This window comes from Xanthomonas sp. 10-10 (assembly GCF_040182365.1).
Lineage (GTDB): Bacteria > Pseudomonadota > Gammaproteobacteria > Xanthomonadales > Xanthomonadaceae > Xanthomonas > Xanthomonas arboricola_F.
In genome coordinates, this window is record NZ_CP144460.1 from 4,582,716 (window position 1) to 4,595,875 (window position 13,160).

At 65.2% G+C, this 13,160-nt stretch carries 7 protein-coding genes; 1 reads left to right on the forward strand and 6 read right to left on the reverse strand.

From position 1 onward, the window contains the following. Positions 1-5: 5 nt before the first annotated feature. The 4 genes from VZ068_RS19340 to speA form a co-directional block, all read right to left on the reverse strand. A complete protein-coding gene (locus VZ068_RS19340) occupies positions 6-1,133 on the reverse strand; it encodes an acyltransferase (RefSeq protein WP_259166987.1) in 1,128 nt (375 codons plus the stop codon). 262 nt (positions 1,134-1,395) lie between these two features. Further along, positions 1,396-2,727, reverse strand: a complete 1,332-nt coding sequence (locus VZ068_RS19345) for a glycosyltransferase (protein ID WP_259166989.1) — start codon at positions 2,725-2,727, stop codon at positions 1,396-1,398. Beyond that, positions 2,720-6,649 (reverse strand): amino acid adenylation domain-containing protein, encoded by a 3,930-nt coding sequence (locus VZ068_RS19350; protein WP_349657757.1) that lies wholly within the window; start codon positions 6,647-6,649, stop codon positions 2,720-2,722. The genes VZ068_RS19345 and VZ068_RS19350 overlap by 8 nt, the downstream gene beginning before the upstream one ends. Before the next feature lie 1,147 nt (positions 6,650-7,796). Further along, a complete protein-coding gene (speA, locus tag VZ068_RS19355; RefSeq protein WP_259166993.1) occupies positions 7,797-9,683 on the reverse strand; it encodes an arginine decarboxylase in 1,887 nt (628 codons plus the stop codon). A gap of 237 nt (positions 9,684-9,920) precedes the next feature. On the opposite strand from speA, the gene speE reads away from it, so the two are divergent. After that, entirely contained in the window at positions 9,921-10,778 is an 858-nt protein-coding gene (gene speE, locus VZ068_RS19360) for a polyamine aminopropyltransferase (protein WP_349656206.1), read from the forward strand. A 399-nt stretch (positions 10,779-11,177) separates the two neighbouring features. Here speE and VZ068_RS19365 read toward each other — a convergent pair whose 3' ends face one another. Then, positions 11,178-11,789: a PH domain-containing protein gene (locus tag VZ068_RS19365; RefSeq protein WP_115050978.1), complete on the reverse strand. Its 612-nt coding sequence runs from the start codon at positions 11,787-11,789 to the stop codon at positions 11,178-11,180. A 206-nt stretch (positions 11,790-11,995) separates the two neighbouring features. Beyond that, positions 11,996-12,823 (reverse strand): hypothetical protein, encoded by an 828-nt coding sequence (locus VZ068_RS19370; protein ID WP_349657758.1) that lies wholly within the window; start codon positions 12,821-12,823, stop codon positions 11,996-11,998. Positions 12,824-13,160 lie beyond the last annotated feature (337 nt).

Consider the following 13,160-nt stretch of genomic DNA (forward strand, 5'->3'; position numbering starts at 1 on the left):
CCCGGTCAGCCGCGACCGGCGGCAGTCAACGGCCGCGCTGCTGGCCGCAGCAGCTTGTCGCGCAGTTGCAGGAACGGGCGCTCCACCACGTAATGCAACAGCGCGCCACCCAGCACTGCCGCCAGGCCATACACCGCAAATGCCAGCACACCCCGCCCCTCCAGCGCCGGGCCGAACCATCCCTGGGTGAGATGGAACACGGCCTTGTGGGTCAGATACAGGCTGTAGGAGATGGCTGCCAGCCAAGCCGCGCCCGGCACGCGCAAACCGCCAAGCACACCGCTACTGGCGGTGCCGGCGAGCACCAGCAAGGCCAGTCCCAGCGACAGCACCGGCCAGCCCACCGCATTGCCGATCAGGCCGGTGCGCTCGCGGAACAGCCACAGTGCCAGCGCCAGAATCGCCACGCCGGCACACAGAATGGCGTTGCCGTGCTGCTGCAGCCGTTGCCACAGCGTGGGGCGAAACACCTTCAGCACCGCCAGTACGACACCGGCCAGCAGGCCGTCCAGACGATTCCAGGTCGGGTAGTAGATGTCTTCGATAAACCAGTTGCGCTGCAGACCTAGGCCAGCGCTGTCCAGGGCAGTGTTGTGCAACCAGAAGCCGGCGCGCAGCGCGATGCCCGCGATTACCACCGCCATGCACAGCATCACAAACCGCGCTGCAGAGGGTCGACGCAGCAGCAGCGTCGCCAGCAACGGAAACACCAGATAGAAATGTTCTTCCACGCACAGCGACCAGGCGTGCGAGAACGCGGCATCACGGCCGTAGTCGACGAACAGGTTCAGGGTGAAGGTGACGAACATCCACCACGGCGCCAACCCGGGGGACTCGCGAAAATCCGGCCACACCATGTAGATCACCAGCACCAGCAAGAACGCCGGCAGGATGCGCAACGCGCGGCGCAGATAGAACTCCTTGAAATCCAGGCGTTGCCCGCGCGCCAGCGGCCTCAGCACCTGCGTGCCGATCAAAAACCCGCTGAGCACGAAGAACAGGTCCACCCCCATCCAGCCATAGCGCGACAGCCATGCCCAGTCCGGCCCCAGCCCACCGACCACAAACGAATGGAACAGCATCACCCAGACGATGGCGATACCACGCAGCAGGTCCAGGGCGGGATAGCGCATAGGGGCGATCGGCAATGAGGAAGACCGATTGTGCCGTATGTCCCACGCCCATGCGCAGGTTGCGCGCACCCGTCTGGAGGTAGGCAACGCACGCTCAGAGAACCAGCGTGTGCCAGTGGCACGTGCCGCAACGAGCACGGCTGTGCGCCCTGACGGCGAGCGCGGCGTTGTGTTGGCCGCGCTTACCCGCTGGCGCATGCATGACACTGCCCCGTCGGCGGGCACGCCGCGCGCCGCTGAGGCCGACACGGCACTCCCGGCCTCAGGCCACCGCCGCCTGCTCGATTCGTGTCATCCGCGCGCCTGGATGCAACAGCCCCCACGCTTCCAGTTGATCGACTGCACTGCGCACGCCGTCTTCGTCGCGGATGCGCTGGCCCAGCGCGCGTGCCGCCGCACGCATGGCCGGGGCACTGGCCTGGCGCAATGCCTCGGCCAGCGTCTCCGGCTGCAAGCCGGCACGCACCAGGGCCGGTGGCGCCACGCCACGTCGTGCCAGGCAGTGCGCCCAGAACGGTTGGTCGTAGCCGAACGGCAACACCACCGACGGAATCCCGGCCGTCAGCGCAGCACCGGTGGTGCCGGCGCCGCCGTGGTGCACGGCTGCGGTCACCCGTGGAAACAACCAATCGTGCGGCGCTTGGTCCAGATGGAAGAAACGCCCGGCGTCATCCGCAGCGGCGGTGTCGGCGGTTTCCAGCCCGCCCCAGCCACTGGCCAGCAAGGCGCGTTGCCCGGTCAGGCGCACGGCGGCCTTGACCGTGGCGGTGAGCTGCACCGCATCGCGGCTGGTCATGCTGCCGAAGCCGATATACAACGGCGGCGGCCCGGCCTGCAGAAACGCCTGCAATGCGGCAGGCGGTTGCCATTGCGGCTGCGGCAGTTGCCAGAATCCGCAGACCTGCGCGCTTTGCGGCCAGTCCGGCGGACGTGGGCACAGCTGCGCGCTGTAACCGTAGATCACACGCAGCGCGCTGCGGTCCGGGCCTCGCCACGGATACGCCGGCAGCCCCAGCGCCGGCCGCACGATATCGTTGAGCGCCGGGCGCATCAGCTGCCAGCCGGCAAACCGCACCGCGTGGTGCAAGGCCACGCTCACACGCCCGGGCAGACGCACGTTGGGCATCACCATCAACGGCAGATGGCGCGAGGCCGTGAGCGGTTGCAGCTGTGCAAAGCACACCGGCACCCCATAGGCCTGACCCAGGCTATGCGCAAGGAAACTTGCGCTGCCCACGCCCAGGATCAAGCCGGCATCGGCGCACGCCGCCCGGCCCTGCTCTGCCCAGTCGCGTGCCCAGCTCAGCAGCTGTGCGCGCAATGTGCCCCAGATACCGCGCCAGCCGCCACGCATTTCTGCAACGTCCGGGTTGCCCTGCAGCAACTTCTGGTGGTCGCCGCTGAGCGGGAAAAACTCCAGCCCGTTGGCGCGAATCAATGCCTCGAAGTTGGTGCTGGTCAGTACCCGCACCAGGTAACCGCGCTGCTGCAGACCGCGGCCCAGCGCGATGATCGGGCGCACATCGCCGTGCGTGCCCAGGGTGGCGATGACGACCGGGCGGTTGGCTGCAGCCGAAGCGAGAGACTCAGGCATATTCGGCTACCCCGTCGTTGGCACTGGCGCTGGCGATGCTGGCATCGCGCTGCGGCACCTGTGCAGTGGCCTGGTGCAGCAGCGCACATAGCGTTGCCGAGTGCGCAGCCGACAGCATCGAGTGATGATCGCTGTCCAGGGCGTACAGATGCAGCGTGCGCACATACGGACGCCATGCCTGCGGCCGGTAATCCACCCATTGCGCCTCGTCGCCACCGGAGCTCATACGCACGCTGGCTTCGACGAACAGCACATCCTGGTTCAATGTGCGCGGCCGGTGACGCCGCGCCAGGTGCAGGTGATGCTGGGTCACTGCGCCCAGGTCGTCCAGCAGCGTGGGGCGCTGCTTCAGCAACTGCTGCACCGCCGGCAAGGTGGTCAAGCCGTAGTGATCGCACAACAGGCTGGCCAGCTGAGCCACGGTGGTCGGCATCGGTTGGTCGTGCGCCAGCGTCAGCCCGAGCGCATGTACCGATGCACGTACGTTTTCCGCTTCGGGCAGTGCGGCGGCCTGTTCCAGATGCGGGTAGCTGTCGAGCATCGCCAGCAACTCGACCTGTTCGCCCAGGTCATGCAATTCGGCGGCCATGGCGTGCGCGATCAGGCCGCCCAGCGACCAGCCCATCAAGCGATACGGGCCATGCGGCTGCACGCTGCGCAGACGCGCCAGATAATCGCGGGCGATCGCCTCGATGCTTTCAGGACGGTGCTGCGGGTCGCTCAATGCCGGCGACTGCAATGCGTACACCGGCCACTGCGGATCGAGCTGGCCAAGCAGGGTGAGATACGACCAGCCCAGGCCGATGACTGGATGGATGCAGAACAACGGCGTGACGCCCGCGCTGCCTGCGCGCATCGGCAACAGCACGCTCAGCGGGTCGTTGGGTGCCTGCGCGCTGCGTTTGATCACCTCCGACAGGCCGGCAATCGTCGGCGCATGGAACAGCGCGCCCAGCGGCAGCTCCACGCCGAACAGTTGCGGGAAGCGTGCCGCCATCTCTGCCGCCCGTAGCGAATCGCCACCGAGCTCGAAGAAGTTGTCGTCCACCCCCACCACCTCGATGCCCAGCACCTCCTGCAGCAGGGCCGCCAGTTGATGTTCGAGTGCATCGCGCGGCGCCACATGCGCACGCTTGGGCAATGCGCCCGGCGCGGGCAAGGCGCGGCGATCCAGCTTGCCATTGGCCGTCAGCGGCAACGCCGGCAGTGGCATCCACAGGCTGGGAATCATCGAGGCCGGCAGACGCTGTTGCAGATGGGCGCGCAGCAACTCGCTCGATGGCGTGTTGCCATGCTTGCCCACCACGTAGGCGAGCAGTTGCACGGCGTTGTCGCCATCGTTGTGCGCAACCACCGCCACCTGCGCCACCTGCGCATGCAGCAGCAATGCATTTTCGATTTCCGCCGGCTCCACGCGGTGGCCGCGGATCTTCAATTGCGCATCGGCGCGGCCGATGAATTCCAGCAGGCCGTCGCGACGCTGACGTACGCGGTCGCCGGTGCGGTACATGGTGCTGCCGTCGTCGGCGAACGGGTCGCGCAGGAAACGCTCGCTGGTGAGCTGGCGCTTGCCGCGATAGCCCTTGGCCACGCCGGCACCGCCGATGTACAGCTCGCCGATCGCACCGGTCGGCAACGGCTGCCGCTGCGCATCCAGCACATAGACGCGTGTGTTGAGCAGCGGCCTGCCGATTGGCGGCGCGGCCGCATCGGTCAACTGCAGCGGCATGATGGTCGACCAGATGGTGGTTTCGGTCGGCCCGTACAACTGGGTCAGGCGCCCAACCCGGCTCAACAATTGCGTCGCCAACTCGGGCACCAGGGCCTCGCCACCGACAAGGGCATGGATGCGATCCAGCGCCAGATCCTGATTGGCCAGCAGGATGCGCCATAGCGACGGCGTGGCCTGCACCAGGCTGATCTGCTCGTGGACGATCAGGCGCGACAGACTGCGCGGATCGTGACTGATGCCGGCCGGTGCGATGACCACGCGCGCGCCCACCAGCAATGGCAGATACAGCTCCAGCCCGGCGATGTCGAAGGTGATGGTGGTGACCGCCAGCACGCGGTCGCGCGGACGCAAGGCGAGCTCGTGTTCCATCGCATGCAGGAAATTGAACAGGTTGCGATGGCTGATCTCCACGCCCTTGGGCGTGCCGGTGGAGCCGGAGGTGTACAGCACGTACGCCGTCCCATCCGGAGTCGCCCTTGGGGCGATCGCCGCCGGCAGCTGCGCCGGGCGCGGGTCCAGCCAGACCATGCCGCCAAGCAGATAGCGCTCGCACAATGCCGGCTCGCAGACCAGCGCAATCGCACCGGAATCGTTGAGCATCTGCCGATTGCGCGCCGCCGGGCTTTCCGGGTCCAGCGGCAGGTAGGCCGCGCCGCTCCACATGATGGCCAGCAAGGCCACCAACAGATGCTCGCTGCGCGGCAACGCGACAGCGACCACATCGCCAGGGCGCACCCCATCGGCCACCCATTGCGCAGCGATCCGCGAGGCGAGCTCGCACAGCGTGGCGTAGTCCAGGGTGCGGTTTTCGTATTGCACGACAACGGCCGCAGGCATGATCTCGGCACGCTGCAACATGCCGTGCAACAACGTGGCCGGCTCCGGCAGCGTTGCGGCGGTGTGATTCCAGGTGTGCAGCAACCGGTGGCGCTCTTGCTCGCCCAGCACGTCCACTTCACCCAGCGCGCATTCCGGGTTTGCCAGCACGGAATCGGCCAGATGGGTCAGGCGACGGCAGTGTTCGGCCAGCTCGTCGCTGTCGTACAACGCCGGATTGGCGTCCAGATCGAAGCGCAGGGCCGCGCCGTCGCCACGCTCGTAGCAAAAAATGGTCAGATCGTCGGCCGGGCCGTTGCACAGGTTATGCGGTATCGCGTACGCCTCGCCAAAGCGCAGCGCGTAATCGAAGGCTTCGATATTGACGGCCAGGCGGGCGAACTTCTGGTCGATGCCGAACATGCCGATGTCGCGGCGTACGTCCTCGAAGCGATATTGCTGATGCCGCAAGGCATGCCTGACTACCGATGCGACCTGCCCAAACAACGCATGGATCGGCTGCTGCGGGTCCATCTTCAGGCGCAGCGAGATCACATTGGCCACCAACCCGGCAGTCTGGCGGTAACGCGCATTGATGCGGCCGGTCACCGGCATCGCCAGCACCAGATCTTCGGCACCGGTGCAGCGGTAGTAATAGGCGGCGATCAGCGAGATCAGCATCTGCGGCAGGCTGGCGCCGTAGTCCTTGCCCATCGCACGCAGGCGCACCACCTGCTGCGGCGAAAACTGCCCGGTGCCGCGCAACAACCCGGTGGACAGATGATTGCCCGGGCGTGCCAGGGTTGCCGGTGGCGGCAGATCGGCCAGCTGCTGCATCCAGTAGTCGCGATCGCGCTGGAAGCGGTCGGAGGCGCGGTACTGCTGCTCCATCTCCACCAGCGACAGCGCACTGCCGTAGTGCGCAGGTTCCGGCTCCACGCCTGCGGCGTACGCGTTGTACAGCACCGACATGCGCTGCATCATGATCGATGCGCAATAACCGTCCATCACCAGATGGCTGACGCACTGCACCCACATATGGTGGTCTTCGCCGAGCCGGAACACCGCGCAATGCCACAGCGGCCCATGCTCCAGGTTTTCCGGCTGGCGGATCTGTTCGTCCACCCAGTGCTCGGCGGCATTGCGCGGTGCGGGATCTTCGCTGACGTTGAGGTAGGGAACCGGCGCCGTGTACTCGGGCAGGATCACCTGCCGCGGCACGCCGTCGTGCTCCACGATGCACAGCCGCAGCGTGTCGAACTCGCGCGCCAGCTGCAACGTGGCGCGGATCAATAGCGCAGGGTCCAGTGGACCGAACATCTCCAGTGCCTCGGACAACATCAAGGTGTTGTCGGTATGCAACTTGCTGGCCACCCACAGGCCGCGTTGCGCTCTGGTCAAGGGAAACAGCGGGGCGGCATCGGCGTGCATTGCAAGCTTCCTTTTGTGTGGCGCGCGGTCGCCCGGAGCGCCCTGGCCGCATTGCGGTCAAAGTGACGCCGGATCAGCACCTGGTAATGAAACGCAAGATAGAAAACACCATCGACTGCCGGCAGATGCCGGCAATACACAGTGGAAACGCACAATGGACAGGCAACTACGAGGCGACAGGCACGATCGAAACCCCGATGTGCAGATGTCTGATTGGAGCAACTTGCATCCCGACAAGTTAAACAGACACTAACAATTCGTCTTCGGACAGAACCGTGCAAAAATCACGAATTGCGCGTGAGGTGCAAAATTTTTTTACCGAAGTGTGATTTCAACTAGTGTTCTGGATGCATAGCTGCAGGCAGACGCAATGCCACACCGATGCGCATTGCAAGAAAAGCACCTGGAATGCAGCGTCAAATGCGCAATGCTCTGCGCCCGGCAAGCGAACAGACGCTGCGCTTATCGGGTTACTCGCAGCGAGCAGTACGCATAAGACCAGTGCGCGCGCCAGCGTTGATACGGCTGTATTTCTAGCCAATCACTGCGTAAAACGGCGGGCATTTGGCATGCATGCGCCATCTGCAACCACAGCGCATGGGATGTCGATGTCCTGAGCGCAACAATGGATAGGATGCGGCGCCCGCCCCGCTTCGACGATCGCCAAGCATAAGACCAGTACGCATGCAGGCGTTGATGCGCCTGCGTCGTGTGCAAATCACTGCACGAAACACGCTGTTTTCTGCAGCAACCTCGCCGGTGGTCGCACGATCACGCAAGCGTCGCCTGCGTGTCATCGGCATGAAGCGTCGCTGGGTTTCGCTGCTGGTGCTGGTGCTGCGACGCTGCGCAGACCGCAATGCATGGTGTAGCTGAGCCCGCCTGACACACGACCTTAAGCCGCGCCATCAAGACGCCACCGTGCGATGAAGATCGCGTGCGACGTGGCGGATGCTGGTCGCCGCATTGCGCCGTTGGGCAATGCGGCGACCAGTGCCCTGCACGGGCTTCCACACCGGCAGCGCACGAAGCGGATTGCTCGATGACAAGGATCAACGCGCTGCGGGGCAGGCCCGCAGCGCGCGATGCATCAGCCCAACGGCTCGTCGGACAGATAGGTATAGCCGGTCAGGCCGGCCTCCAGCGCGTCGTGCAGCTCCTGCGCGCGCTCGGGCGACAGTTGCGCTGCGGCGATGCGTTCGGCATAGGTCGCGCGCAGCGTGTCCAGCTGGTAGCCCACGTAGTCCAGCATCACATCGGTGGTGTCGCCGCGACGCTGCTGCACGATGCGATAGCCCTCGCCGTCCACGGCAACTTCCACCGCATCGGTATCGCCGAACAGGTTATGGATATCGCCGAGGATTTCCTGGTAGGCACCGACCAGGAAGAAACCGATGCGATAACTCTCGCCCGGGTTCAAGGTGTGCAACGGCATCGAGCTGTCCAGACTCTCGTTCTCGACGTAGGTCTTGACCATGCCGTCGGAGTCGCAGGTCATGTCGGCAATGATGCCGCGCCGCTGCGGGGCTTCGTTCAGGCGCTCGATCGGCACGATCGGGAACACCTGATCGATCGCCCACACATCCGGGATCGACTCGAACACGCTGAAGTTGACGAAGTACTTGTCCACCAGCCGCTCGTTGAGCTCGTCCAGCACCGGGCGGTGGCTCTTCTCGTCGAAGCTCAGGCGTGCACGCACACCGTGCGCGATGGCATAGAACAGGTCGTCGATGCGCGCGCGGTGGGTCAGGTCAATCTGGCCCAGTGCATACGCGCTCAAGCCTTCGGCATGGAAGTGCTGCGCCTCCTGGAACAATTCCACCGCCGGTCGCACATCGAGCTCGTCGTGGATCTCGCGCAGGTGGCGGATCGCTGCCGGCTCGTCGTCGTGCGCGTCCGGCACGCGGCCTTCCGGCGCCTGCTCCACCTCGGACACGTTGGCGATCAGCACCGCATGGTGGGCGGTCATCGCGCGGCCGCATTCGGTGACGATGCGCGGCGGGGTCAGGCCGTGTTCTTCGCAGGCGCTGGCCAACGGCTGCACGATGTTGCTGGCGTAGGAATGCAGGCCGTAGTTGATCGAGCAATAGCTGCGCGAGCGGGTGCCTTCGTAATCGATGCCCAGGCCGCCGCCGACGTCCACGTGGCTGATCTTCGCGCCCAGCCGCGACAACTCCACGAAATAGCGCGTGGCCTCGCGCATGCCGTTGGCGATGTCGCGCACATTGGAGATCTGCGAGCCCATGTGGAAATGCAGCAGCTTCAGGCTGTCGGCGTACTCGGTGTCGCGCAGCGTCTTCCACAGGTCCAGCACCTGCCGCGGCGACAGCCCGAACTTGGCCTTGTCGCCGCCGCTGTTCTGCCATTTGCCCGCGCCCAGCGAGGCCAGGCGCATGCGCACGCCCAGGCCCGGCTTGACGTCCAGCGCGCGCGCCTCTTCCAGCACCAGCTTCAGCTCGGAGGGCTTTTCGATGACGATGAAGGTCTGCAGGCCGAGCTTGCGGCCGATCAGCGCCAGGCGGATGTATTCGCGGTCCTTGTAGCCGTTGCAGACGATCAGCCCGCCCGGACGCGACAGCGCCAGCACTGCCATCAGCTCCGGCTTGCTGCCCGCTTCCAGGCCGAAGCCCTCGCCATGGTGGCTGGCCAGCGTGCCGGCCACGCCACGGTGCTGGTTGACCTTGATCGGGTACACCGCGGTATAGCCGCCGGCGTAATCCCACTCGGACTGCGCCTGCGCGAACGCCGCCTGCAGCTTGCCCAGGCGCTGGCCGAGGATGTCGGGGAAACGCACCAGCAGCGGCAGCTTGGCGCCGGCCGCACGCGCGGCATCCACCACCTCCGGCAAGGACACCGACGGGCCGTCGACGGTGGGGGTGACCACCACGTGGCCGGCGGCGTTTACATCGAAATACCCATCGGCCCAATGCGGGATCGAGTAGGTCTTGCGGGCTTGGTCGAGGGACCAATCGCTCATTTCGTTGTCTCGGCTGGGGCAAAAAGGGCGTGAAGTGTAACGCCTGGCACGCGCAGGGTCCGTTACAATCCGCGCCGACTTCACGCCCTGCTCCTGGTCGGAGCGGGGCCGAGCAAGGGTCAGCCGCCACGCAGTCCGACTGCATGAGGCTGCGCCCGACCCTCATCCGGCGCCACGCGCCACCTTCTCCCGCAGGGAGAAGGAACAGCCCGCTTCTTCCAGAATTAGGACGTCCGCATGAGCACCAACGACAACTGGTACATCGAACACTTCCAGCCCACCGGCTCGGCGATCGGCTTCCGCATCAGTGGCAAGCTGGACGAGGTGCAGTCCCCGTTCCAGAAGATCGAGATCTACCAGACCACCGACTGGGGCAAGCTGATGCTGATCGATGGCGCGGTGATGCTCACCAGCCGCGACAATTTCTTCTATCACGAGATGATCAGCCATCCGGCGCTATTCACCCACGCCGCGCCCAAGCGCGTGGTGATCATCGGCGGCGGCGACTGCGGCACCCTGCGCGAGGTGCTCAAGCACCCGGGCGTGGAAAGCGCCACCCAGTGCGATATCGACGAGCAGGTCACCCGCATGTCGGAGAAGTACTTCCCCGAGCTGTGCGATTCCAACCACGACGCGCGCGCCGAGCTGCTGTTCGACGACGGCGTGGCCTACATGGCCAACTGCCCGGCCGGCAGCGTGGACATCGTGATCGTCGATTCCACCGACCCGGTCGGCCCGGCCGAGGGCCTGTTCAACAAGGCCTTCTACGAGAGCTGCTTCAAGGCACTGAAGGACGACGGCATCCTGGTGCAGCAGTCCGAGTCGCCGCTGGCGCTGCTGGCGCTGATCCAGGAAATGCGCACCGAAATGGGCAAGGCCGGCTTCCAGTCGTTCAAGACCCTGCCGTTCCCGCAGCCGTGCTACCCCACCGGCTGGTGGAGCGTGACCATGGCCAGCAAGCAGGCCAACGCCGATTTCGCCTTCCGCCAGGACGCTGCGCAGGCCAAGGGCTTCGAGACGCTGTACTACACCGCGCACCTGCATACCGGCGTGCTGGTCGCACCGCCGTTCGTGGCCAAGGCGCTGGACGAGTAAGACTGCCAGCGGCACCAAGGTGAACGCTCGTCAGATGGGCATGGCAGGCGGAGCAGCCGCCATGTCCATGCGGCAAACAGCGAAGCTGCGTCCGCCCGCCTGACGACCACGTGCCGGTCTTGACTGCCGTAGCTTGGCACCCCACGACCGGCGTAGCGGTCTGCGCGCCGGCTGCGGCAAGTGCAGAGCACGCAGAGCGCCGCTTGAAGTGACTTCCCGAACCCACGCATGCACCGCTTGGTACGGCCGGTGCTCGGAATCGGCATGCACCACGCTTTACGCTCCGGTTCTCGGCGCACCGTCCGCACGGCTTACGATTGCTCGCTAGTTTCGTCAGGCATTCCTGGGTCCGCGCAATCCCCGCCAGCTGACGGCTACCTGCTGCATCTGCCAGCAGCCTTACAGCCGTGCCAATACCTCGGCCTTTTTGGCATCGAATTCTTCCTGCGTGACCAAACCCGCATCCAATAGCTGCTTGAGCTTGCTCAGCACCTGCATCGGATCATCGGTGACGGCCACCGCGATCGGCGGGGCCGACGGCACCGTACCCGGCGCCGCAGGAGCGTGCACCACCACACCGCCAGCAGAGGCGCGCAACTTGTCGAATTCCAGCTGCTGGCGTTTTTCGTAGGCCGATTCTTCCACCTGCTGCGCATAGGCATACACGCGACGCGCCTGCTTTTTTGGCAGGCTATCGATGGATGCATACGCACCCTGCGTGGTGCGGCACATGATGGTGGCCCCGAGCATCTGTTCGCTCATGTGCACATCGAGCACCTCGCGCCAGGGGAAATCGCGAAACGTCATGCCGAACAGTTTCGGGGAGACCACGATGAACCTGCGGTTGGTCAGCACCACCGCATCCGGCGACAGGTTCATCACCATCTTCTTCTGCACGGCGATGTACTCGACCTGCTCGTCCCGTGTCAGCAACTCGTTCACCTTGGGCAGGATCTTGCCCACGGCTACCGGGTCCTGTTCGTCAGTCAAAAACTGCGCCACTGCGTCCATCTGCCCTCACCAACGGCTGAGCTAATGCGTTGACCGTGACACTACAACAACCCGCATGGATGTCCGTGCAACGCCAATGACCGTATGCGGCGCGTCATCAAGGTGCGGCCTCAACAAAAACTGCCGTCTGCCAAGTCGCTGTTGAAATACATCCGACGCGGAAGGGCGGACGCCACCGCCCGCCCTTCCTGGATCATTCGCTTACATCAGAAGCGGACTTCGAGTGCCGCGTTCAGTACATCGGCACGATTGATGGTGGTGTCTTCGGCGTAGTCATAGTAATCGTTGGCGTAAATGTAGTTGGTGTACATCGCGCTCACACTCGCGTGCTTGCCGAGATCGACGCCCAGGCCAAGGCTAGCGTAGCCACCGTAGATTTCATCACTCATTTCTGCGACCTCCGCATACCATGAGCCAATACGCACCACAGCAAACAGTGGAGTGTCACCAAAATTGAAACGGGCCGTACCGCCGATGCCGACAAACTTCACTGCTGGAATAAACACATCGTCGGTCGAGTCTCCGCGGTCCAGGCGCCCAACCGACCCCTCGAGCCCGATCAACGTCACCGAGCCGGCACGCCAGCGATAGCCGGCGCTGAGGCCAAGCATGTCCTGCTTGTAGCCACTGAACACCTCGCCCCTACCCCGCTGCACGCTAATAAACGCGCCGCTGTCGATCCGCGATTGCTCGGTCTGCTCAGTGCCCGTTGCCTGGACTGGCGCTGCTGCGTAAGCCGGCGCCTGTGGCGCATCTACCGCGGGCGTCTGCGCCGTGACGGTGGCAAATCCGCCGGTCTGGTCGACCACACTCACGCTTCCGCTTCCACCGACGGCGGTGGGCGCGCCGCCGCTGCCGGCTTGCGACGGACGCGACGGCGGCGCTGCCGGCGCAGGGGCCCCCTGCGTACCGGCCTGCGATTGCTTTTGCTGCTGCCGGTAGCTGTCCCAGCCGCGCGACAACGATTGCGCCGAGGCCTGTGCCGTGACGCCAAGCGCCGTGCAGGCCAACAGCAGTGTTGCAGTCCTTTTCATCGCATTCCCCATGAGTGGTCCTCCATCGTTCCCGCATCCGTGCGCGCGCAGGCGAACCCGACGGCGTCTGGAAGTGGCGCAGTTGCCGTCATCTCTTCGGGAGCTTCCCCGCATCACCGCAATGCCCAAGGCACCGACCGTGGCACACCGACGTGGATGTGCGCGACGCGCGTGTGATGCAGCCCCCTGACCGCAGCGCGCACAGTGTCTGGAGTCTCATTGACTGTCAAGAAGCGGCGCGACGCGTATCCGACCGCACGCAGCCGCAAGCGGCTTCGACATGTGCCGCACCCCCGCCGATCAACCGCGAGCCGATCGCCAGCTTCGGTCCCGGTCG

Excerpts from the sequence above, each read along its gene's own strand:
- speE (WP_349656206.1), top strand. The coding sequence starts at position 9,921 with ATGAGCACCAACGACAACTGGTACATCGAACACTTCCAGCCCACCGGC.
- VZ068_RS19340 (WP_259166987.1), bottom strand. The coding sequence starts at position 1,133 with ATGCGCTATCCCGCCCTGGACCTGCTGCGTGGTATCGCCATCGTCTGG.
- VZ068_RS19345 (WP_259166989.1), bottom strand. The coding sequence starts at position 2,727 with ATGCCTGAGTCTCTCGCTTCGGCTGCAGCCAACCGCCCGGTCGTCATC.
- VZ068_RS19365 (WP_115050978.1), bottom strand. The coding sequence starts at position 11,789 with ATGGACGCAGTGGCGCAGTTTTTGACTGACGAACAGGACCCGGTAGCC.
- VZ068_RS19370 (WP_349657758.1), bottom strand. The coding sequence starts at position 12,823 with ATGAAAAGGACTGCAACACTGCTGTTGGCCTGCACGGCGCTTGGCGTC.
- speA (WP_259166993.1), bottom strand. The coding sequence starts at position 9,683 with ATGAGCGATTGGTCCCTCGACCAAGCCCGCAAGACCTACTCGATCCCG.